Source organism: uncultured Fibrobacter sp., from assembly GCF_937877005.1.
Classification (GTDB): Bacteria; Fibrobacterota; Fibrobacteria; order Fibrobacterales; family Fibrobacteraceae; genus Fibrobacter.
Window position 1 is genome coordinate 1 of record NZ_CALEFV010000338.1, and the last position, 18,630, is coordinate 18,630.

General features: G+C 54.1%; 33 protein-coding genes. 32 read left to right on the forward strand and 1 reads right to left on the reverse strand.

The annotated features are described in order from the left end of the window. Nucleotides 1-64: 64 nt before the first annotated feature. The 31 genes from rpsJ to Q0628_RS15125 all read left to right on the forward strand — a co-directional run bounded on the left by rpsJ (nucleotide 65) and on the right by Q0628_RS15125 (nucleotide 16,699). The gene (rpsJ, locus tag Q0628_RS14975) at nucleotides 65-373 is read left to right on the forward strand and encodes a 30S ribosomal protein S10 (RefSeq protein ID WP_297700583.1); all 309 of its coding nucleotides are present in this window, start codon (nucleotides 65-67) and stop codon (nucleotides 371-373) included. 5 nt (nucleotides 374-378) lie between these two features. Then, nucleotides 379-996, forward strand: a complete 618-nt coding sequence (gene rplC / locus Q0628_RS14980) for a 50S ribosomal protein L3 (protein WP_298772367.1) — start codon at nucleotides 379-381, stop codon at nucleotides 994-996. Further along, complete coding sequence (rplD, locus tag Q0628_RS14985; RefSeq protein ID WP_298772369.1) at nucleotides 996-1,616, forward strand: 50S ribosomal protein L4; 621 nt, start codon at nucleotides 996-998, stop codon at nucleotides 1,614-1,616. The genes rplC and rplD overlap by 1 nt, the downstream gene beginning before the upstream one ends. Continuing rightward, a complete protein-coding gene (gene rplW, locus Q0628_RS14990; RefSeq protein ID WP_298772371.1) occupies nucleotides 1,616-1,924 on the forward strand; it encodes a 50S ribosomal protein L23 in 309 nt (102 codons plus the stop codon). Before rplD ends, rplW begins: the two co-directional genes overlap by 1 nt. 2 nt (nucleotides 1,925-1,926) lie before the next feature. Next, a complete protein-coding gene (gene rplB, locus Q0628_RS14995; protein ID WP_298772373.1) occupies nucleotides 1,927-2,757 on the forward strand; it encodes a 50S ribosomal protein L2 in 831 nt (276 codons plus the stop codon). Between the two features lie 3 nt (nucleotides 2,758-2,760). Then, nucleotides 2,761-3,045 carry a 30S ribosomal protein S19 gene (gene rpsS / locus Q0628_RS15000; protein ID WP_072980626.1) on the forward strand — a complete coding sequence of 95 codons (285 nt, stop codon included), beginning with the start codon at nucleotides 2,761-2,763 and terminating at the stop codon, nucleotides 3,043-3,045. Next, nucleotides 3,045-3,392 carry a 50S ribosomal protein L22 gene (gene rplV, locus Q0628_RS15005; protein ID WP_072799941.1) on the forward strand — a complete coding sequence of 116 codons (348 nt, stop codon included), beginning with the start codon at nucleotides 3,045-3,047 and terminating at the stop codon, nucleotides 3,390-3,392. The genes rpsS and rplV overlap by 1 nt, the downstream gene beginning before the upstream one ends. Before the next feature lie 5 nt (nucleotides 3,393-3,397). Continuing rightward, complete coding sequence (gene rpsC, locus Q0628_RS15010) at nucleotides 3,398-4,057, forward strand: 30S ribosomal protein S3 (RefSeq protein ID WP_298772375.1); 660 nt, start codon at nucleotides 3,398-3,400, stop codon at nucleotides 4,055-4,057. A 2-nt stretch (nucleotides 4,058-4,059) separates the two neighbouring features. Next, complete coding sequence (gene rplP / locus Q0628_RS15015) at nucleotides 4,060-4,473, forward strand: 50S ribosomal protein L16 (protein WP_298772378.1); 414 nt, start codon at nucleotides 4,060-4,062, stop codon at nucleotides 4,471-4,473. Beyond that, complete coding sequence (gene rpmC / locus Q0628_RS15020) at nucleotides 4,473-4,664, forward strand: 50S ribosomal protein L29 (protein WP_072799944.1); 192 nt, start codon at nucleotides 4,473-4,475, stop codon at nucleotides 4,662-4,664. The genes rplP and rpmC overlap by 1 nt, the downstream gene beginning before the upstream one ends. Nucleotides 4,665-4,682: 18 nt before the next feature. Further along, nucleotides 4,683-4,937, forward strand: coding sequence for a 30S ribosomal protein S17 (gene rpsQ / locus Q0628_RS15025; RefSeq protein WP_088626646.1), 255 nt, complete (start codon nucleotides 4,683-4,685; stop codon nucleotides 4,935-4,937). Nucleotides 4,938-4,958: 21 nt separating this feature from the next. Then, complete coding sequence (rplN, locus tag Q0628_RS15030; protein ID WP_072799946.1) at nucleotides 4,959-5,327, forward strand: 50S ribosomal protein L14; 369 nt, start codon at nucleotides 4,959-4,961, stop codon at nucleotides 5,325-5,327. Then, nucleotides 5,327-5,626, forward strand: a complete 300-nt coding sequence (gene rplX, locus Q0628_RS15035) for a 50S ribosomal protein L24 (protein ID WP_298772380.1) — start codon at nucleotides 5,327-5,329, stop codon at nucleotides 5,624-5,626. The genes rplN and rplX overlap by 1 nt, the downstream gene beginning before the upstream one ends. Before the next feature lie 9 nt (nucleotides 5,627-5,635). Continuing rightward, nucleotides 5,636-6,175 (forward strand): 50S ribosomal protein L5, encoded by a 540-nt coding sequence (rplE, locus tag Q0628_RS15040; protein WP_298772382.1) that lies wholly within the window; start codon nucleotides 5,636-5,638, stop codon nucleotides 6,173-6,175. Between the two features lie 9 nt (nucleotides 6,176-6,184). Then, the gene (locus Q0628_RS15045) at nucleotides 6,185-6,370 is read left to right on the forward strand and encodes a type Z 30S ribosomal protein S14 (protein ID WP_014546106.1); all 186 of its coding nucleotides are present in this window, start codon (nucleotides 6,185-6,187) and stop codon (nucleotides 6,368-6,370) included. 13 nt (nucleotides 6,371-6,383) lie between these two features. Next, complete coding sequence (gene rpsH / locus Q0628_RS15050) at nucleotides 6,384-6,779, forward strand: 30S ribosomal protein S8 (RefSeq protein WP_298772385.1); 396 nt, start codon at nucleotides 6,384-6,386, stop codon at nucleotides 6,777-6,779. 2 nt (nucleotides 6,780-6,781) lie between these two features. Further along, complete coding sequence (gene rplF, locus Q0628_RS15055; protein ID WP_298772435.1) at nucleotides 6,782-7,321, forward strand: 50S ribosomal protein L6; 540 nt, start codon at nucleotides 6,782-6,784, stop codon at nucleotides 7,319-7,321. Nucleotides 7,322-7,330: 9 nt separating this feature from the next. Continuing rightward, complete coding sequence (gene rplR / locus Q0628_RS15060) at nucleotides 7,331-7,702, forward strand: 50S ribosomal protein L18 (protein ID WP_298772387.1); 372 nt, start codon at nucleotides 7,331-7,333, stop codon at nucleotides 7,700-7,702. A gap of 11 nt (nucleotides 7,703-7,713) precedes the next feature. After that, entirely contained in the window at nucleotides 7,714-8,196 is a 483-nt protein-coding gene (rpsE, locus tag Q0628_RS15065; protein ID WP_298772437.1) for a 30S ribosomal protein S5, read from the forward strand. A 13-nt stretch (nucleotides 8,197-8,209) separates the two neighbouring features. Next, nucleotides 8,210-8,389, forward strand: coding sequence for a 50S ribosomal protein L30 (rpmD, locus tag Q0628_RS15070; protein ID WP_298772388.1), 180 nt, complete (start codon nucleotides 8,210-8,212; stop codon nucleotides 8,387-8,389). Nucleotide 8,390: 1 nt separating this feature from the next. Beyond that, nucleotides 8,391-8,831 carry a 50S ribosomal protein L15 gene (rplO, locus tag Q0628_RS15075; RefSeq protein WP_298772390.1) on the forward strand — a complete coding sequence of 147 codons (441 nt, stop codon included), beginning with the start codon at nucleotides 8,391-8,393 and terminating at the stop codon, nucleotides 8,829-8,831. Then, nucleotides 8,831-10,192, forward strand: a complete 1,362-nt coding sequence (gene secY, locus Q0628_RS15080) for a preprotein translocase subunit SecY (RefSeq protein WP_298772391.1) — start codon at nucleotides 8,831-8,833, stop codon at nucleotides 10,190-10,192. The genes rplO and secY overlap by 1 nt, the downstream gene beginning before the upstream one ends. After that, nucleotides 10,192-10,410: a translation initiation factor IF-1 gene (infA, locus tag Q0628_RS15085; RefSeq protein ID WP_014546098.1), complete on the forward strand. Its 219-nt coding sequence runs from the start codon at nucleotides 10,192-10,194 to the stop codon at nucleotides 10,408-10,410. Before secY ends, infA begins: the two co-directional genes overlap by 1 nt. Before the next feature lie 28 nt (nucleotides 10,411-10,438). After that, nucleotides 10,439-10,555, forward strand: coding sequence for a 50S ribosomal protein L36 (gene rpmJ, locus Q0628_RS15090; RefSeq protein ID WP_014546097.1), 117 nt, complete (start codon nucleotides 10,439-10,441; stop codon nucleotides 10,553-10,555). Between the two features lie 9 nt (nucleotides 10,556-10,564). Further along, nucleotides 10,565-10,933: a 30S ribosomal protein S13 gene (gene rpsM / locus Q0628_RS15095; RefSeq protein WP_072799956.1), complete on the forward strand. Its 369-nt coding sequence runs from the start codon at nucleotides 10,565-10,567 to the stop codon at nucleotides 10,931-10,933. An 11-nt stretch (nucleotides 10,934-10,944) separates the two neighbouring features. Further along, nucleotides 10,945-11,385, forward strand: a complete 441-nt coding sequence (rpsK, locus tag Q0628_RS15100) for a 30S ribosomal protein S11 (protein WP_366979172.1) — start codon at nucleotides 10,945-10,947, stop codon at nucleotides 11,383-11,385. A gap of 18 nt (nucleotides 11,386-11,403) precedes the next feature. After that, on the forward strand, nucleotides 11,404-12,378 hold the full coding sequence (locus Q0628_RS15105) for a DNA-directed RNA polymerase subunit alpha (RefSeq protein WP_298772394.1): 975 nt from the start codon (nucleotides 11,404-11,406) through the stop codon (nucleotides 12,376-12,378). A 2-nt stretch (nucleotides 12,379-12,380) separates the two neighbouring features. After that, nucleotides 12,381-12,845, forward strand: coding sequence for a 50S ribosomal protein L17 (rplQ, locus tag Q0628_RS15110; RefSeq protein WP_298772396.1), 465 nt, complete (start codon nucleotides 12,381-12,383; stop codon nucleotides 12,843-12,845). A gap of 86 nt (nucleotides 12,846-12,931) precedes the next feature. Next, complete coding sequence (locus tag Q0628_RS15115) at nucleotides 12,932-14,113, forward strand: polysaccharide biosynthesis/export family protein (protein ID WP_298772398.1); 1,182 nt, start codon at nucleotides 12,932-12,934, stop codon at nucleotides 14,111-14,113. 3 nt (nucleotides 14,114-14,116) lie between these two features. After that, nucleotides 14,117-15,322, forward strand: coding sequence for a lipopolysaccharide biosynthesis protein (locus Q0628_RS15120; protein ID WP_298772400.1), 1,206 nt, complete (start codon nucleotides 14,117-14,119; stop codon nucleotides 15,320-15,322). A gap of 12 nt (nucleotides 15,323-15,334) precedes the next feature. After that, nucleotides 15,335-16,699 (forward strand): O-antigen polymerase, encoded by a 1,365-nt coding sequence (locus tag Q0628_RS15125; RefSeq protein WP_298772402.1) that lies wholly within the window; start codon nucleotides 15,335-15,337, stop codon nucleotides 16,697-16,699. Here Q0628_RS15125 and Q0628_RS15130 read toward each other — a convergent pair. Further along, nucleotides 16,619-17,854, reverse strand: coding sequence for a hypothetical protein (locus Q0628_RS15130; protein WP_298772404.1), 1,236 nt, complete (start codon nucleotides 17,852-17,854; stop codon nucleotides 16,619-16,621). The genes Q0628_RS15125 and Q0628_RS15130 overlap by 81 nt on opposite strands. Nucleotides 17,855-17,915: 61 nt before the next feature. Between Q0628_RS15130 and Q0628_RS15135 the strand changes: the two genes are divergently transcribed. Continuing rightward, entirely contained in the window at nucleotides 17,916-18,605 is a 690-nt protein-coding gene (locus Q0628_RS15135; protein WP_298772406.1) for a class I SAM-dependent methyltransferase, read from the forward strand. Nucleotides 18,606-18,630: the final 25 nt, after the last annotated feature.

The following is an 18,630-nucleotide window of genomic DNA, read 5'->3' on the forward strand; positions in this document are numbered from 1 at the left end:
CCGCGAAGGTGGCCGTACCGTTGGCGCTGGCTCCGTAACCGAAATCATCAAGTAAGGAATTATCATGGCTGGTGAACGCATTCGTATTCGCTTGAAGAGCTTCGATCATCGTATGATCGACCGCTCCGCTCAAGACATCGTGAATACAGCTAAGAACACTGGTGCCCGCATTGCAGGCCCCATCCCTCTCCCGACGAAGATCCAGAAGTATACGGTGATCCGCTCTCCGCATATCGACAAGACTTCTCGTGAACAGTTCGAATCCCGTACGCACAAGCGTCTTATCGACATCCTTGATGCTACGCCGCAGACTGTAGATTCCCTCATGAAACTTGACTTGCCCGCAGGCATTGAAGTCGAAATTAAGGTTTAATAACAATGAACGGTATTCTCGCAAAGAAATTGGGAATGACCCAAGTGTTCACGGAACAGGGCGAACGCGTCCCTGTAACGGTTCTCGAAGCCGGTCCGTGCGTGGTCGTTTGCCATAAGACAGAAGAGAAGGACGGTTACACTGCTGTCCAAATCGGCTTTGGTCTCAAGAAAGAACAGCGTGCCAACAAGGCAGAAATCGGCCACTTCAAGAAGGCTGAAGTCGCTGTTCGTGAACACCTCGCTGAATTCGATGTCGCTGATCTCGAAGCCTGGCCGGTTGGCAAGGAATTCGGTGCAGCCGACTTCGCCGATGCCAAGATGGTGAACGTCTCTGGCCTCTCCAAGGGTCACGGCTTCTCCGGTACCATCAAGCGCCATAACTTCCACAGCGGTCCTCGTTCTCACGGTACGCACAACATGCGCGAACCGGGTGGTACGTCCGCTCACTCTTATCCGGGCCGCGTTTTCCCGGGCAAGCGTATGGCCGGTCAGTTCGGTAACAAGAAAGTGACCGTGAAGCACCTCCAGGTCGTCAAGGTTGACGGCGACCGCAACCTGATCTTTGTCCGTGGCGCTGTCCCCGGTGCAAAGAACAGCATCATCGTGGTGAGGAAAGACTAATGGCTACTGCAAAGCTTTTCGCCGCTACTGGCGATTTTAAGAATGATATTCAGCTCCCGGCCATGTTCGACCAGGAAGTCAACAAGGTCTGCATGTATTTGCATATCAAGGCTATCCTGAACAACAACCGTCAAGGCACTGCCCAGACCAAGAACAAGTCCTCGGTCAGCGGTGGTGGTCAGAAGCCCTGGAAGCAGAAGGGCACGGGTCGCGCCCGTTCCGGTCAGAACACCTCCGCAGTGTGGGTTCGCGGTGCCAAGGCTCACGGTCCGAAGTCCCATGACTATTTCGAAAAGGTAAACAAGAAGGTCAAGAAGATCGCTTTCCGCTCTGCTCTCGCTGCTAAGGCTGCCGAAGGCAAGGTGCAGGTGTTCGAAGCTCTCGCTTTCAACGCCCCGAAGACCAAGGATCTCCTCGCCGTCCTGAACAAGGCCGGTCTCGAACAGCGCAACGCTCTCTTCCTCGTGAGCGAAGCTGACAAGAACCTTTACCTGTCTTCTAACAACATTCCTTGGTGCCGTTGCGCACGCGTTGCCGATGTCAACACTTACGACATCGTTCGCGCCAACAACGTCGTCATCTCCCAGGCAGCTCTCGCCGAACTGGAAGGAGGCCGCTAATGAGTGAAATTCACGAAATTCTGGTTGCTCCGCACATTACCGAAGCTTCTGCCAAGACGATGGCTGTCGTTCGTAATGACGTGCACAAGTATGTATTCAAGGTTGCCAAGACCGCAACGAAGACCGAGATCAAGGACGCTATCGAAAAGCGTTTCAATGTCAAGGTCGATTCCGTCAACACCCTTATCAACCGCGGCAAGATGAAGCGCGTTCGTATGGGCATGGTCGCCGGCAAGAAGTCCAACTGGAAGAAGGCCTACATCACGCTTAAGGCCGGGCAAAAGATTGCCGAGTTCGAAGGAGTATAATCATGGGTCTGAAGTCTTATCGCCCGCTTACCCCGACGCTGCGCTACAAGCAGATTGGTGACCGCAAGGAAATCACTGCGGAAAAGCCGTACAAGCCGCTCACCGAAGGCATCAAGCGTAGCTCCGGCCGTAACAACGCCGGTGAAATCACCTCCCGCCGTCGCGGTGGTGGTCACAAGAAACTGTATCGTATCATCGATTTCAAGCGCAAGTTCGCAGGCATCCCCTGCACTGTCGAAACGATCGAATACGATCCGAACCGTACAGCCCGTATCGCCCTGGTCAAGTACCAGAACGGCAAGCGCTGCTACATCATCGCCCCGAACGATGTCAAGGTCGGTGATGTGCTGAATTCCGGCGAAGGTGCCGAATTCCGCGTCGGTAACGCAATCCCGCTCCGCGATATTCCGCTGAACACTGTTATCCACAACATCGAAATGAAACCGGGCAAGGGTGCCCAGATTGCTCGTTCCGCTGGTGCCGGTGCCGAACTGGTTGCCAAGGATGGCAAGCTCTGCCAGGTAAAGCTTCCGAGTGGCGAAGTTCGCTACATCCCGGAAGAATGCCTTGCCACTGTTGGTCAGGTTTCCAATATCGATCACATGAATGAATCCTCGGGTTCTGCAGGCCGCTCTCGCTGGCTCGGCATTCGCCCGTCTGTCCGCGGTGTCGTTATGAACCCGGTCGATCACCCCCTCGGTGGTGGTGAAGGTCGTACCTCTGGTGGTCGTCATCCGTGCTCTCCGTGGGGTAAGAACTCCAAGGGTGCCAAAACTCGTAACAATAAGCGTACCGATAAGTTTATCGTACGTCGTCGTCAGAAGAGGGCCTAATTCATGTCCAGATCCCTTAAGAAAGGTGCTTTCGTGGATTCCCACGTTCTAAGCAAAGCCCAGGCGATGGCCGGTTCCGACAAGAAACAGGCTATCAAGACCTGGTCCCGTCGTTCCACCATCATTCCTGATATGGTCGGACTTACGTTCTCCGTCTACAACGGCAAGCAGTTCATTCCCGTGTACGTGACCGAAAACATGGTCGGCCACAAGCTGGGTGAATTCTCCATGACCCGCACTTTCCGCGGTCACCGTAAGACTGAAACCGCCGCTGGAGGAAAGAAATAATGCAAGCTGTTGCTAAAGTGAAAAACGTCCGTTACGGTGTTCGCAAGCTGCGTCGCGTCGTCGACCTGGTTCGCGGCAAGTCCGTTGCTGAAGCATTCGCAATGCTTTCTATTCTCCACACGCAGACCAAGGGTGCCCCGCTGGTCGAAAATGCTCTGAAGTCCGCTGTCGCTAACTTCAAGCAGAAGGCCGCCGGTGCTGTCGCTGCCGAAGAACTGGTCGTCAAGACCATCACGGCCGATGGCGGTACCATCATGAAGCGTATCCACCCCCGTTCCCAGGGCCGTGCTTTCCGTATCGAAAAGCCGCTCTCTCACATCACAGTCGTTGTGGCCAACAAGGAGTAATTACAATGGGTCAGAAAACTCATCCGAATGGTCTTCGTCTTGGCGTCATCCGCGGCTGGGAATCCAAGTGGTATGCCGAAGACAAGTTTGCCGATCTTCTTTATGAAGACATCGTGCTCCGTCGCTACTTGATGAAGCGTTTTGAACATGCCTCCCTTTCCAAGGTCGGCATCGAACGCACCGTCAAGAAGGTGAACGTCAACCTCTTTACCGCCCGTCCGGGAATCGTGATTGGCCGTAAGGGCGAAGAATTGGACAAGCTCAAGGGCGAACTCCAGTTCCTCACCGGTAAAGAAATCTATATTAACGTCCAGGAAATCAAGCGTCCCGAAACGGATGCCAAGCTGGTTGCTGAAAACATCGCTCGTCAGCTCGAAAAGCGTATTTCCTTCCGTCGCGCCATGAAGCGCGCCATCCAGTCCGCTATGCGCATGGGTGTGGAAGGTATCAAGGTGCAGTGCGGTGGCCGCCTCGGCGGTGCCGAAATCGCCCGCGTCGAAAAGTATGCCGAAGGCCGCGTGCCTCTGCACACTCTCCGTGCCGACATCGATTACGCTACTGCTATCGCCAAGACCGTCTATGGTGCCATCGGTATCAAGGTGTGGATCATGCACGGCGAAAAGATTGGCAAGGACGTCATGAATGATAACAAGAGAGAGAAGTAATTATGCTGAGTCCTAAAAGAACATTACATCGTAAGCAGATGAAAGGCCGCATGAAGGGTGTCGCCTCCCGCGGTAATTCCATCGCCTTCGGCGAATTCGGCATTCAGGCTCTTGAAAAGTGCTGGCTGACTGCTCGTCAGATTGAAGCCGCTCGTATCGCCATGACTCGTAAGATCAAGCGCGGTGGCCGCGTCTGGATCCGCGTCTTCCCCGACAAGCCGGTAACCCGTCACCCTGCTGAAGCCCGTATGGGTAAGGGTAAGGGCGCCGTCGAATTCTGGGCAGCCGTTATCCTCCCGGGTCGCATCATTTTCGAAATGGGTGGTGTCGAACGTGAACTCGCCATGGAAGCTCTCCATGTCGCTTCGCAGAAGCTCCCCCTCAAGTGCAAAATCATCGAAGAATCGGAGATCTAATGAAGGCACGTGAATTAAAGGAACTGGGCGTTGACCAGCTCAAGGAAAAACTGGCTCAGTTGAATCTCGATTTGTTCAATTACCGTATGGCTGCCAAGCTCGGTAACTTGGAAAAACCCTCTTCGATCCGCAATACCCGCAAGGATATCGCTAGGGTCAAGACCATCCTCACCGAAAAGGCCAAGGCATAAGCCGGGCAGGAGCAGGAAATGGATAGAAACCTTCGTAAGGTAAGACAGGGTGTCGTCAGCTCTGACAAGATGGACAAGACCATCACTGTCGTAGTTGAAAACCGTAAGCGTCACCCGGTGTACAACAAGATCATGACCACCACCAAGAAGCTCAAGGCTCACGATGAAAACAACGAAGCCGGCGAAGGCGACCTGGTGGAAATCATGGAAACTCGTCCGCTCTCTGCGACGAAGCGCTGGCGCCTCGTTCGCGTTGTAGCTAAGAAGAAATAATCGTTTTGGAGTAAGGCGAATATGATTCAAGAAGAAACCAGACTCGTCGTGGCCGATAACAGTGGAGCCAAGGAAGTCGCCTGCATCCGCGTTTTGGGTGGCACCAACCGTCGCTATGCCAGCATCGGTGATGTCATCAAGGTTGCCGTCAAGGACGCAATCCCCCAGAGCAAGGTGAAGAAGGGTTCCGTAGCTGACGCTGTCGTCGTTCGCACGCGCAAGGAAATCGCACGTCCGGATGGAACGTTCATCCGTTTCTCGGACAATGCCGTGGTTCTCATCAACAAGGATGGCGAACCCCGTGGAACCCGTATTTTTGGACCGGTGGCTCGTGAGCTCCGTGACAAGAAATACATGAAGATCATCTCCCTCGCACCTGAGGTTCTCTAATGGCAAACATCAAGAAGAATGATAACGTCAAGGTGATTTCCGGTGCCAACAAGGGCAAGACCGGCACCGTGATTAGTGTCAAGGGTGGCAAGGTGACCGTTTCGGGCGTGAACGTCCGCAAGCGTCATGAAAAGCCGTCCCAGACCAATCAGACGGGTGGCATCATCGAAAAGGAACTGCCGATCGACATTTCCAACGTGATGCTCCTCGAAGGCAACACTCCTGTCCGTACCCGTATCGTGCGCGAAGCCGGCAAGAAGGCAACGCGCGTGAGCGTCAAGTCCGGCAAGGCTATCTAGAGGTAACACATGAACCAGATGAAGCAATTTTATCTCGAAAAAGTAGTTCCGGCCTTGCAGCAGAAGTTTGCTTACAAGAACGTGATGGAAATTCCCCGCCTCCAGAAGATCGTGCTCAACATGGGTGTCGGCGCTGCCGCCTCTAACCGCAAGATCCTGGATGAAGCCGTCGACACTCTGACCGCTATTACCGGCCAGAAGGCTGTCGTCACCAACGCCAAGAAGGCTATCGCTCAGTTCCATCTGCGCGAAGGCATCGGCATCGGTGCTAAGGTTACCCTGCACGGCGACAACATGTGGGACTTCCTCTTCCGCCTCATCAACATCGACCTTCCGCGTGTCCGCGACTTCCGTGGTCTCGCACGTCGTGGCTTTGACGGCATGGGTAACTTTACCCTCGGCATCAAGGAACAGACGATCTTCGTCGAAATCGATATTGACAAGGTTTCTCGTACTTTCGGTATGGACATCTCCTTCGTGACGACCGCTAAGACGGACGACGAAGGCCGCGCCCTGCTCGAAGAACTTGGACTCCCCTTCAGGAAGTAAGGTAATACCATGGCAAGCAGAAGAATGATTGAAAAATGCAAGCGTACTCCGAAGTATACCGTTCGTGGGTACAACCGTTGCAAGCGTTGCGGTAGGCCGCACGCCTTTATGCGCCGCTTTGGCCTTTGCCGTATTTGCTTCCGCGAAATGGCACTCGCCGGCGAAATCCCCGGTATCACAAAGTCGTCTTGGTAAGGAGAGTATACTCATGGCAATGACAGATCCTATCGCCGATATGCTCACCCGTATCCGCAATGCCGCTTCGGCAAAGCTCCCCGTGGTGGACATTCCTGCCAGCAACTTGAAGCGTGAAATCGCTCGCGTGTTGCAGGAAAAAGGTTTCATTAAAAAGTTCGTCGTCGTCGAAGACGGTAAGCAGGGCATCCTCAAGGTCCTCCTCCGCTACACGAAGGGCGAATCCGCTATCCAGGGTATCCAGCGCGTCTCTACGCCGGGTCTTCGTCACTATGTTGACGCAGCAAAGCTTCCGCGCGTTCGCAATGGCCTTGGCTATGCTATCATCTCCACATCTAAAGGTGTCATGACTGACCACGAAGCCCGCGAACAGAAGGTGGGTGGCGAAGTCATCGCAAAGGTATGGTAAAGATGTCCCGTATCGGTAAAGCTATTATCAATATCCCGGCCGGCGTGAAAGTCGCCGTCAATGGTCAGAACATCAAGGTGGAAGGTCCTCTCGGCAAGCTCGAGACCGACGTTCATGAACTGATTGCAATCAAGCTCGATGGCAACCAGCTTTCCTTCTCCCGTCCTGACGATCAGAAGTTCACCCGTGCCATCCATGGCACTACTCGCGCTCTCGTTGCCAACATGGTCGAAGGCGTGACCAAGGGTTTCCAGAAGACGCTCGAAATCGTCGGCGTTGGTTACCGTGTGGAACAGAAGGGCAAGGACCTCAACCTGGTTCTCGGCTTCTCTCATCCGGTTATCTTCAAGGCCCCGGAAGGCGTTGAACTCAAGGCTGTTGACCCGCTGAAGATCTCCATCAAGGGCATCGACAAGCAGAAGGTTGGCCAGGCTGCGGCAGAAATCCGCAAGTACAGGAAGCCTGAACCGTATAAGGGCAAGGGCATCAAGTACGAAGGCGAAATTGTCCGTCGTAAGCAAGGTAAGAAGACAGGTAAATAAGGGTAAACTATGACTGCAATTGCTAAGAAAAGAATCCAGTCCAGAATCGCACGCCACGAACGCGTACGCAAGTCTGTTGTCGGAACTGCAGAATGCCCTCGTTTGGCTGTTCGCCGTTCCTTGTCCCACATGGTGGCCCAGATTATCGACGACGAAAACAACAAGTCTCTCGTCCAGCTCACCACGACTGCTAAGGAATTCCAGAGCAAGTTCGGTGAAATGACGAAGTCGGAACAGAGCAAGCAGCTCGGTCTCCAGATTGCTGAAGTCGCCAAGTCCAAGGGCATTGAATCCGTGGTCTTTGACCGCGGCGGTTACATCTATCACGGTCGCGTTCAGGCTCTCGCTGAGGGAGCTCGTGAAGGCGGACTCAAATTCTAGTGAGGTACACTTTGGAACGCGAAGCTCAAGTTTCTGAATTTGAAGACAAGGTTGTACACATCAACCGTTGCGCAAAGACCGTCAAGGGCGGTCGCCGTATGTCCTTCTCCGCTCTCGTTGTCGTTGGCAACAAGAACGGCAAGGTCGGTGTTGGTCTCGGCAAGGCTAAGGAAGTTTCCGAAGCTATCCGCAAGGGTACCGAAGCCGCTCAGCGTAACATCGTTGAAGTGCAGCTTCTCGACGGCACCATTCCCCACGACATCGAAGTGAAGAGCGGCGCTACCCGCATCCTCCTGATGCCGGCTGCTCCGGGTACTGGCGTTATCGCCGGTGCTGCCGCCCGTGCCGTTCTCGAACTGGCCGGTGTGCGCAACATCCTCACCAAGATTCACGGTTCTTCCAATCCGAGCACCGTCGTGCGCGCCTGCCTCGAAGGTCTCTTGGCCCAGAAGAACAAACAGGACTGCGCCGCTCTCCGCGGTGCCAGCGTCTAAGGAGTAATACACGATGAAGAAAGTTCGTATTACTTTGAAAAAGGGTACTGTCCGCCGTCTGCCGATGCACCGCTCCAACGTGGCTGCTCTCGGCCTCCGCAAGATCGGACAGTCTGTTGAACACGTTTTGACCCCCAGCATCCAGGGCATGATCAATGCCGTGCGTGACATGGTGACGGTCGAGGAGATCTAAGATGGAACTCAATACTCTCAATCCTGGCAAGGCTGCCAAGGGCAAGAGCCGCAAGCGTATCGGTCGCGGTCCGGGTTCCGGTTGGGGCACCACCGCTGGTCGTGGCCAGAAGGGTGCCGGCGCTCGTAAGAGTGCTAAGGCCGGTCGTGTCGCCTTCGAAGGCGGCCAGATGCCGATTCACCGTCGCATCCCGAAGCGTGGCTTCAAGCACGCCGGTGTTGAATTCCAGATCGTCAACATCAAGAAGCTCGCTTCTTGCAGCGTGACGGATTTCGACGCCCAGGCAATGTTTGACCAGGGTTTCATCAAGAACATCGAACTGCCCATCAAGGTCCTCGCTTTTGGTACCATTGACAAGGCAATCAATGTAAAGGTTAACGCCATCAGCGAAAAGGCCAAGGCCGTGATTGAAGCTGCTGGCGGCAAAGTCGAGATCATCTAATGGAAGCTCTCAAGAAAGCCATAGATGCGTTCATCAATGCTTTTAAGATTGAAGACCTGCGTAAGAAGCTCCTTTTTACGCTCGGTCTTTTGATCGTTTATCGCATTGGTGCGCACATCACCATCCCCGGAGTGAATTCTGCGGTGCTCGCGGAATACTTCCGTAACTCGAATAATTTGTTCGGCCTGTATGACTCCTTCACGGGCGGTGCCTTTGCAAAGGCCACCATCTTCGCCCTGGGTATCATGCCCTACATTAGCGCGAGCATCATCATTCAGTTGATGGGCTCCGTTATTCCCGCCATCCAGATGTTGCAGAAGGAAGGCCAGGAAGGGCGCGCAAAGCTGAACCAGTATACCCGTTACTTTACGGTGGCGCTCGCTGCCCTGCAGGGATGGGGCATTTCCGTGTGGCTTTCGTCACTTAAGGTGACAACCGCTACCGGTGCCGGAGTGTCGGTCTTGGCTGATGACTTCGCTTCTGGTGCCGGAAACATCGGTTTCCGTTTACTAGCTACCCTGACCTTCACCGCCGGTACGATCTTCGTGATGTACCTGGGCGAGCAGATTACCTCGCACGGTGTGGGTAACGGTATTTCTCTTATCATCTTCGCCGGTATCGTCGGTGGCCTTCCGCGGGCTGCCCTTGCAGAAATCGAAATGTTTAAGGAAGACATCCAGCCCCTCGCCATCGAGATCTTCATCTTGGCGATCGTGGTGCTGATTGTCGGCTTTATCGTTTTCGTGGAGCAGGCGAACCGTCGCATTCCACTCCAAAGTCCTCGTAGGACAGTCGGTTCCAAGGTCGTGGGCGGCCAGTCCAGCTATCTGCCTTTCAAGGTGAATACTGCTGGCGTGATTCCCGTGATCTTTGCGTCGTGTATCATGTTCATTCCGGCCATGATCGCTTCCTGGTTCCCGAATGTTTCTGCGATGCAGTCCTTTGCGGCCGCATTCATCCCGGGTCATATCACCTATAGCGTGATCTTTGGCCTCCTGATTATATTCTTCACCTACTTCTACACGGCAATCCAGTACAACCCTAACGACATTGCCGAAAACCTCAAGAGAAGTGGTGGATTTATACCGGGATACCGTCCGGGTAAGCAGACCGCAGAGTACATAGACCATGTTTTGACCCGAATTTCTCTTCCGGGTTCGCTGTTCCTCGCTCTAATCAGCGTCGGACCGCTCCACCTGAAAGACGCACTCAATATGAGTTTCTATATTGGGGGCACCTCGGTGCTTATCGTGGTCGGTGTGGCGTTGGATACGCTTCGTCAACTCGAAGCCCAACTGCATACCAAGAATTATGAAGGTTTCCTCAAGCATGGCCGCATCCGCGGCAGGATGGCGTCTTAGTGGCTAAAGAAGAAGGCATACAAGTAGAAGGTGTTGTGTTGGAAGCTCTCCCCAACGCTTTCTTCCGTGTCCAACTCGGAAATGGCCACGAGATTCTCGCTCATGTTTCTGGAAAAATGCGTCGGCATTTCATCCGAATTTTGCCGGACGACAAAGTGTTGGTAGAAATTTCTCCCTACGATCTGAATCGTGGAAGAATCACATACCGTTACAAGTAATAGGTATTTTCAAAGAAAGGTCAAACCTATGAAAATCAAAGCCTCCATCAAACCCAGGTGTGAAAACTGCAAGATCATCCGTCGTAAGGGTGTATTGCGCATCATCTGTTCGAAGAACCCCCGTCACAAGCAGAAGCAGGGATAAGGAGATCGTATGGCACGTATCGCTGGTGTCGATTTACCGAAAAACAAGACTGTTGAATACGGTCTGACGGCAATCTATGGTGTCGGTCTGTTCACCGCTAACAAGGTCTGTGCTCAGCTGGGCATTGACAAGAACAAGAAGTGTGACGACCTGACTGAAGAAGAACAAGGTAAGATTCGCCATCTCTTGGAAGACGAATACTCCGTGGAAGGTCAGCTCCGCGCAGAAATTACCTTGAACATTAAGCGTCTGCAGGATATTGGCTGCTATCGCGGCATCCGCCACCGCAAGGGCCTTCCGGTCCGCGGTCAGCGTTCCCGCACCAACGCCCGCACTCGTAAGGGCCCCAAGAAAACTGTGGCTAACAAGAAGAAGTAAGGAGATTCCTCGTGGCTGAAGAAGAAATTAAGGAAACTGCTGCCGCTGCCGAAGCTCCGGTCGCTGCTGCTGAAGAAGTCAAGGTCAAGAAGGGCAAGAAGCGCATTGATATCCAGGGTATCGCCTGCGTGTTCGCTTCCTTCAACAATACAATCGTTTCTATCACCGATGCTCGCGGTAACGTGGTCGCTTGGGGCTCTCCCGGTAACTCCGGTTTCAAGGGCTCTCGCAAGAGCACACCGTTTGCTGCCCAGCTCGCCGCTGAAGTCGCTGCCCACAAGGCTTTCGATCTCGGCATGCGCAAGGTAGATGTCCGCGTCAAGGGTGCCGGTGGTGGTCGTGAATCCGCCGTCCGCGCTATCAAGAATGCGGGCCTCGAAGTTCTCTCTATTCGAGACGTGACGGGCGTTCCGCACAATGGTTGCCGTCCTAAAAAGAAGAGAAGAGTCTAATTCAAAGAGGTATCGCCAATGATGTGGAAATCACTTCAGATGCCGCGCAGCTTCCAGAAAGTGGAAACCGGCGAAGATGGTCGCTACGCCAAGTTTGTCGTAGAGGCTTTGGAACGTGGCTGGGGAATCACCCTCGGTAACGCCCTCCGTCGTTCGCTCCTTTCCTCCCTGCAGGGTGCGGCTATTGTCTCCGTGAAAATTGAAGGCGTAGACAAGGAATTTTCGACGCTCCCGGGTGTCAAGGAAGATGTCACCGACATTATCCTGAATCTTAAGAGCATCCGCGTCAAGCTCCTGTCCGACCATGACGAAACGCTCCGCCTGGACATGTCCGGCGAAGGCGAAGTCACGGCCAAGGACTTCATGGACAATCCGAATGTCGCTATTCTGACTCCGGATGTTCATATTGCAACTTTGAACGGTAACGCGTCGCTTTCCCTGGAAGTGAAGATTTCCAGCGGCCGCGGCTATGTCACTGCCGACGAGTTGAAGGACAAGGACGCTCCGATTGGCGTTATCGCCATGGATGCGAACTTCAACCCGGTGCAGAAAGTCGCGATGCACATCAGCGATACCCGCGTGGGCCAGAAGACGGACTACAACCGTCTGGAACTTGAGATTACGACTGATGGTTCCATCGATCCTGAAGACGCTCTCGCATACGCTGCGAAGCTCCTCATGGACCACCTGGAAATCTTCATCAACTTCGAAGGTGATCTCGAAAGCCCCGAAGAACTGGAAATGGACGAAGAACGTCAGCGTATCGCCCAGCAGCTCCGCACCCGTGTGGACGACCTGGAACTTTCCGTTCGCTCGAGCAACTGCCTCCGTATGGCCAACATCCATACCGTTGGCGAACTTGTGCGCAACAAGGAAAACGATATGCTTAAATACAAGAACTTCGGTCGGAAGTCCTTGGTGGAACTTAACGAGGTGTTGACGTCGATGGGCCTTTCCTTTGGCATGGACGTCGATGAATACTTGAAGGATTAAAAATGAGACACGGTGTAAAAAACAAGAAATTGGGCGTGAATGCCCAGCACAAGCGTGCCATCCTCCGCGCCCTTACCACTTCCATTATCGAGAAGGGCATGGAAGCTGAACAGTCTGCCCGCTACGTGCGCACGACTCTCCACAAGGCCAAGCTCGTTCGCGGCTGCGTGGATCGCATGGTTACTTATGCAAAGAAGGGCGACCTTTCTGCACGTCGTGAAGCTTCCCGCTTCGTGATGAGCCCGAAGGCCGTGCAGGACCTCTTCGCTACGATTGGTCCTCGCTACGCTTCCCGCAACGGTGGCTATACTCGCATCATCAAGCTCGGCCCGAACCGCGCCGGTGACGCATCCGAAATGGCTCTCGTCGGTCTCGTCGAAGACGAAATCGTCGTGAAGACCAAGAAGGCTGCCGAACCCGCCAAGGCTGAAGCTGTGAGCATGGTCGAAGGCGAAAGCAAGGCTTAATTGATCTTTGCCTAAAGATTGAAAAGGGACCCGATTCAAGTCGGGTCCTTTTTTTGTGAAAGTACTTTTTTGTATTTTTTTAAGACATGTATCGTTTTATCGCTTTCTTATTGTTGATGGTCGCTTTTGCCTTTGCAGACGACAGCGGTGGCGGTAGCCTGTTCAAGGCTTCCGTGCTGGGTTCTTCGGGCGTGGGACCTGCTTCGCGTAGCTCGGTGGCGCTGGAACCTGCCTATGCGGAATCGCCCGTGGATTCCGACTATGTCATTGGCCCCGGCGACTATTTTGACTTGATGTTCGAATCGAATTACCTCTCGGTGCAGGTATACCCCGATGGTTCCATTGCCGTGGAAGAGTGCGGCTCGGTGCAGGTTGGCGGCAAGACCGTCAACGAGGCTCGCGAACTGATTCTTGACTTGCTTTCGAAGCGCTATAAGCGCGAGGAATGTTTCGTGCAGCTTGCCGCCCTGAAAAAGTTCAGGGTGAACGTCATGGGCGCTGTCGTACTTGTAGGCCAGCACCAGGTGGATCCGCAGACGCGTCTTAGCTACTTTATGCGCCAGATCGGCGGAACGCTCCCGAACGCGAATACCGAGGACTTCATGGTGTTCCGCGGCAAGGACACGATTCACGTGAACTATAGCGCGATGGCTGCGAAGGGTAATTTCGATGACGACATCATGCTTGTCCAGGGTGACCGCGTGTTCGTTCCCTATATCGATGTCGGCGACAACATCACCTTGATTTTCCCGGGCTACAGGACGGCGCTTACCTACCAGGAAGGCCGCACGCTGCAGGACTATTTTGACCTCGCCGGCGGCAATCGCATGAACAACATGGGTTACAAGGCGGTTTGCATCAGGGAACCCGGCCAGGCTCCCCGCTGGGTATCCTTGTCCGAAATGAGACAGACGACGATTGCGCCCAATTCGGAAGCGGAATTTTCCGTGCAGGACATGCTCGTATACGTGGGCGGAGCCGTGAACTATATCGGCCGCTTCCCCTACAATCCGTCGTGGCATGCTATCGACTATATCGGTGCCGCAGGCATCAACACGATTACGGGTTCCTGGAACCAGGTCAAGGTCTGGCGCGGCAAGGATCCCAAGGCGCTCAAGATGAGCGTGACGGAAGACCAGATCCTGCCGGGAGACTACATCGAGATTCCCAAGAGCCATTACGAGTCGTTCAAGGATTTCACGTTGTTCCTAGCGTCGCTCTTGACGGTGATTTCTTCGGCATTCATCATTTACGTCAACTACAAGTAATTTATGGAAAAGCACGAATCAGTAGGACTTGTGGAGATATGCCTTCGGTTGTTGAACAACGACCTGAAGCACTTCAAGCTGTGCGCTTTCATTGTCCTTTTGCCCACGCTCGCGGTCTTTGTCGCGGTGATGTGGATTATCAAGCCTATTTACGCTGCCCAGGCCGTCGTGACGCCGCCGGCATCTACGCAGAACACCATGGGCAATCTGAGTTCCATGCTCGGCGGAATGTCCGGTGGAATGGGTTCGCTGCTAGGCCTTTCCTCTAGCGACGAGGACGTGAACGCGGTGTGGACGATCCTCTGTTCCTGGGAACTTCACGATCAGGTTATCAAGGAATTCAACCTGGCGGAGCACTATGAGTTCGACGGAGATTTCCATGCGGACTTGCTCAAGGAATTCAGGAAGAACTTCGGTGTCGAGATGAACAAGGAGGACATGTTTGCAATCTCGATCGAAGACAAGGATTACAAGCTTGCAGCGAAGATGGTGCAGTTCATTCTGGAAAAGGCTGACTCCGCCTACAATGCGTTCAAGACTTCACAGGCGCGCCAGTCCAGGATTTATTTCCAGAGCAGGCTCGATTCTTGCGAAAGGAACATCGATTCGCTGCTCAACGACTTTGTCAAGTTCCAGGCCGACAACAATTTCTATGACCCCGAAATCCAGATGGAAGCGACGCTCAAGTATCTGGGCGCCCTGCAGACGACCCGCGAGGAGGTCGCCATCGAGATGGCTTTCGAGAAGGCCGACCGTGGCGAGAAGAGCAAGCGCTACGAGGAGCTCTCCAAGCGTTACCAGAGCGTGAATGCTGCCGTGAACGGGGCGCTTAAGGGCAAGCACGAGAATATGGGCATGGTGGCGCTCAAGAAGTCGCCGGAACTTGCAGCCGAGTATATGCGCCGCGAAACGGAAATCCGCGTGCAGGAAGCCATGTACAAGCTCCTGCGCCAGCAGAGTGAACAGATGCGCCTCGAAGAGGCGAAGATGCTCACGAACCTGCACGTGCTGGAACCGCCCTGGGAAAACGACAAGAAGGTTCGTCCGAGACGCGGTATTCTCCTGATGTTCACGACGTTCGTCTCGTTCCTGCTTGCGACCCTGGTTGCGAATTTCCTCGAGTTCATGCGCAACGAGCGCGAGAAAAAGTCCGGCACCGCAGCCGAATGGGAACTCCTTCTCAAGAGACTGGCGTTCTGGCGCCGGTAGGCGGTAGCCATTATGGATATCAACTTGGCGGCATCTCCGGAGTCGTGCGTGATGTTCGCGCTCGCCGCGGTAGTCCTGCTGGTGGTCTCCTGGTTCAAATCTGATTTCTTCCGTCCGTCCGTTCTTTATTTCCTGGTGCAGATGGTCATGCTCGGGGTGGCCTACCTCAAGCTGATGCCCGCCATGACGGATTTCAAGATAAACACCTGGCTCGTGTGGGGTGGCGGCATGGCTGCCTTTATTGGTGGTTCCGTGCTTACCGAGATGGCGTGGGAGTCCAAGGGCGGGCCGCGGCTACCCAGGACGCTTTCGCTTCATGGCCAGTACAACTGGCAGACTCATTTTTGTGTCAGTTTCCTTGCCTTTGCGTATTTCATGATTGGCGTCATCGGCGTCATCTCGGTGGCGGGAAACCTGGTGCTGCTCACGGACAAGCCTTCGTTCTGGCTTTCGGGCAAGGACAGTCCCGTGCTCAAGTTCGCGGACTATTTCACTTCGGGTGCCATGGTGGTAGGCCTTTTCGCGGTTGCGTCGTTCAAGTCGGTGAATCCGGTGCGCTGGGTGCGTTACGCGTCGCGCTTCATGGTGGTATTCACGATGATTCTGAGCTTCATGACCTTCCCGAGCCGCGGTATCAACATGCTCTGCCTGGGCATGGTCCTTCTGCTTTACAACTATCTGCATGGCAGGTTCACCTGGAAGATTCTCGCGGTCCTCGGCGCCTTTATCCTGGTGTTCTTCGTGGCGGTCGCCTCGCTGAAGGGACAGTACGGCGAATCGACTTCGAAGGACCTCATGGACAACAAGATGGTCAAGATGGTGGCGCTGCTTCCGTACATGTACGTGGCGAACAACTACTGGAACCTGGACTACGCTTTCAACCGGCCGAGCGATGCGTTCGAGCATGAATGGACTTACGGTGTCGACGCCTTTTACGGCATTACGCACCTGATGCAGATTGGCGACGGTATCCAGACGAGCTTTGGCTGGGACACTCCCTTCAACGAGAGTATCGTCAAGGTGGAGGGCCTGAACACGATTCCCTACCTGTGGGACGCTTACAAGGACTTCGGGCTCGTGGGGCTGTTCTTTATGCCGTTCTTCTTTGGAATACTGTTTACCTGGTGCTACCGCCACATGGCGCAGGTGAAAAGTCCCCTGGGGATTCTCGTCATGTGCGTATTCATGATGTGGATTATCCTGTGGAACTTTACGACAGGCTACAAGCAGAGCATGTACTGGGTATGGATCGGCTTCTTTGTCCTGGTCTGTACCTTGAGCTCGGGCGGCGGGCTGTTACCATCGAAGTGCGCGCCGGTGCAGATAGTAGCCCAGAAGGATGACGCTAATGATCACGTCGCCAGTCAGGGCGAATAGCGGAATGTAGCTGTTGGGCAGGAACCTGCCTGCGGCGCTACAGGCGACGATGTTGCAAAAACCGGCACTGCTTACGATAATGGCGTAGGCCCACACGGCCTTGTTCTTGAGTAGTCCCGAAATCATGGACATGCGTGCTGCCTGGAACAGGAGCGACAGCGATAGTATGCGGAGGATTGCGGCGCTGCAGGCGAGCGAACCGTCGGTCCAGTTGACGGCGAAGAATAGTAGCCGCAGGAACTGTTCGGGGAACAGCCACAGCGGACAGGCGCATGCCGCGATGAATGTCGTGAAGATTAAAATTTCCCTGACATGGATATCCTTGTCCCTGGACATGTGCTGGCTCACCAGGTTCGACGATATGAAGTGGACCATGATGCCGGAGCATAGGACGAGTATCTTGTGACCGAAATTGTAGGCGCTCAGGAATTCGGCCGTGGCGAAACGGTCGGCGACATAGAGGCCCACGGGAATATAGGCGAAGGTCGCGAAACTGGAGATGGCATAGGGAAAGCCCGCCTTGAGCATTAGGCCTATGAAGCGGAACGTGCGGCGCGTGAGTCGCAAAAGGGTGGCGTCGAGGGCCTGGCTTACGCCGAAGAAGAAGGCGGGGAGAGCTGCGATGACCATGGCGAGGGCGATATGCTCGATTTTGTCGACTTTCAGGTATAGGAGCGCAAATCCCATGACTGCCATGTAGGAGATGGAATGCAGCAGCTTCGAAAGGAATAGCTTTTTCCAGAACTTGCCGCAGATAAAGTACCAGTCGAAGAACGCATGCTGGAAAAGGAGTCCGAAGGTGAGGATGAGTTCGCCGTAGAATATGGGATGGTCGTGCCGTACGACGACGGCGAATATGGCCATGATGGCCGCTACCGCGAGGGTGCACAGGAATCGTAGCTGCAGCACGTGCCTGAAGAGGGATCCTTCTGTCGCGCGCATTCCAAAAAAGGCGAGGATGAGGGTGCTCATGCCGAAATCGGCGATGGAACAGAAAATGGAATAGTCCGTCTGGAGGAGCCCGAAAAAGCCGTATTCGGAGTGCCCTAGATTTTTTGCAATAAAGTTTTGGACAAAAAAGGAAATTCCCTGGATAAGGAAATTGACGGCAGCGATGAATACTCCGATCTTTATGTTGCTAAAGACGTGTGGCACGCTGCAAAAGATAAAAGATTTCGTCGTGACCGTCATTAATGGAGTTTTGTATATTTGGATTATGGGAACACTTCAAGGTAAAAGTTCTTTCTTTAAGCCGGGGCCGCCGGCAAGGCCGGGCGAGGCCCACAAGCCGCTAGTGCAGTTCCTGCTGCGCGAAGTTCGCGGTTCGTCGGTGCTGGACATTGGCGGTGGCGAAGGCGCCTACGCCTTGGAAATGAGCAGGGCCGGCTACGACACGGTCGTTGCCGACATCAATGCGGAATCGCTGAAGGTTGCATCGGAAAATGGCCTCAAGACGCGTCACCTTGAAATGGGCGAGACTGTTGGCGAGAAGGTCGCCGATACCGTTACTTTGGTCGAAGTTCTCGAGCATGTCGAAGATCCGAAGATTTTTTTGCAGAACGCCATTGCCGCCGCGCGCAAGCGCGTCCTGTTCACGCTTCCCTGTACCGAAGATTTCGAAAAGCTTTTTTCGATCGGGCTCTCCTATGCGCATGTCGCCGTGTCCGATCACCTGTGGCATTTCTCCTACGCCGAAATGAAGTCGCTGCTGGATTCCGTCGGCAGGCCGTACCGTCTCGAGATGGGCGATTACCTGTTTCCTCACATGTCCATGTCGCTTTTGCGCGAGAACATGAAGGGACCGCTCGGATTTCTTGCCATGCTTCCGGTGCGCATCGCCAACCGTCTGGGGCTTGTTTCCCGTAGGATTCCTTCCCGTTTTTATGGGGTAATCGAAGTTTCCTAGAATCTACGCTCATTTTTTTTTCTAA

Bases quoted from the DNA above. Each gene is read 5' to 3' on its own strand.
- rpsJ (WP_297700583.1), top strand. From the start codon at position 65: ATGGCTGGTGAACGCATTCGTATTCGCTTGAAGAGCTTCGATCATCGT.
- rplC (WP_298772367.1), top strand. From the start codon at position 379: ATGAACGGTATTCTCGCAAAGAAATTGGGAATGACCCAAGTGTTCACG.
- rplD (WP_298772369.1), top strand. From the start codon at position 996: ATGGCTACTGCAAAGCTTTTCGCCGCTACTGGCGATTTTAAGAATGAT.
- rplW (WP_298772371.1), top strand. From the start codon at position 1,616: ATGAGTGAAATTCACGAAATTCTGGTTGCTCCGCACATTACCGAAGCT.
- rplB (WP_298772373.1), top strand. From the start codon at position 1,927: ATGGGTCTGAAGTCTTATCGCCCGCTTACCCCGACGCTGCGCTACAAG.
- rpsS (WP_072980626.1), top strand. From the start codon at position 2,761: ATGTCCAGATCCCTTAAGAAAGGTGCTTTCGTGGATTCCCACGTTCTA.
- rplV (WP_072799941.1), top strand. From the start codon at position 3,045: ATGCAAGCTGTTGCTAAAGTGAAAAACGTCCGTTACGGTGTTCGCAAG.
- rpsC (WP_298772375.1), top strand. From the start codon at position 3,398: ATGGGTCAGAAAACTCATCCGAATGGTCTTCGTCTTGGCGTCATCCGC.
- rplP (WP_298772378.1), top strand. From the start codon at position 4,060: ATGCTGAGTCCTAAAAGAACATTACATCGTAAGCAGATGAAAGGCCGC.
- rpmC (WP_072799944.1), top strand. From the start codon at position 4,473: ATGAAGGCACGTGAATTAAAGGAACTGGGCGTTGACCAGCTCAAGGAA.
- rpsQ (WP_088626646.1), top strand. From the start codon at position 4,683: ATGGATAGAAACCTTCGTAAGGTAAGACAGGGTGTCGTCAGCTCTGAC.
- rplN (WP_072799946.1), top strand. From the start codon at position 4,959: ATGATTCAAGAAGAAACCAGACTCGTCGTGGCCGATAACAGTGGAGCC.
- rplX (WP_298772380.1), top strand. From the start codon at position 5,327: ATGGCAAACATCAAGAAGAATGATAACGTCAAGGTGATTTCCGGTGCC.
- rplE (WP_298772382.1), top strand. From the start codon at position 5,636: ATGAACCAGATGAAGCAATTTTATCTCGAAAAAGTAGTTCCGGCCTTG.
- Q0628_RS15045 (WP_014546106.1), top strand. From the start codon at position 6,185: ATGGCAAGCAGAAGAATGATTGAAAAATGCAAGCGTACTCCGAAGTAT.
- rpsH (WP_298772385.1), top strand. From the start codon at position 6,384: ATGGCAATGACAGATCCTATCGCCGATATGCTCACCCGTATCCGCAAT.
- rplF (WP_298772435.1), top strand. From the start codon at position 6,782: ATGTCCCGTATCGGTAAAGCTATTATCAATATCCCGGCCGGCGTGAAA.
- rplR (WP_298772387.1), top strand. From the start codon at position 7,331: ATGACTGCAATTGCTAAGAAAAGAATCCAGTCCAGAATCGCACGCCAC.
- rpmD (WP_298772388.1), top strand. From the start codon at position 8,210: ATGAAGAAAGTTCGTATTACTTTGAAAAAGGGTACTGTCCGCCGTCTG.
- rplO (WP_298772390.1), top strand. From the start codon at position 8,391: ATGGAACTCAATACTCTCAATCCTGGCAAGGCTGCCAAGGGCAAGAGC.
- secY (WP_298772391.1), top strand. From the start codon at position 8,831: ATGGAAGCTCTCAAGAAAGCCATAGATGCGTTCATCAATGCTTTTAAG.
- rpmJ (WP_014546097.1), top strand. From the start codon at position 10,439: ATGAAAATCAAAGCCTCCATCAAACCCAGGTGTGAAAACTGCAAGATC.
- rpsM (WP_072799956.1), top strand. From the start codon at position 10,565: ATGGCACGTATCGCTGGTGTCGATTTACCGAAAAACAAGACTGTTGAA.
- Q0628_RS15105 (WP_298772394.1), top strand. From the start codon at position 11,404: ATGATGTGGAAATCACTTCAGATGCCGCGCAGCTTCCAGAAAGTGGAA.
- rplQ (WP_298772396.1), top strand. From the start codon at position 12,381: ATGAGACACGGTGTAAAAAACAAGAAATTGGGCGTGAATGCCCAGCAC.
- Q0628_RS15115 (WP_298772398.1), top strand. From the start codon at position 12,932: ATGTATCGTTTTATCGCTTTCTTATTGTTGATGGTCGCTTTTGCCTTT.
- Q0628_RS15120 (WP_298772400.1), top strand. From the start codon at position 14,117: ATGGAAAAGCACGAATCAGTAGGACTTGTGGAGATATGCCTTCGGTTG.
- Q0628_RS15125 (WP_298772402.1), top strand. From the start codon at position 15,335: ATGGATATCAACTTGGCGGCATCTCCGGAGTCGTGCGTGATGTTCGCG.
- Q0628_RS15135 (WP_298772406.1), top strand. From the start codon at position 17,916: ATGGGAACACTTCAAGGTAAAAGTTCTTTCTTTAAGCCGGGGCCGCCG.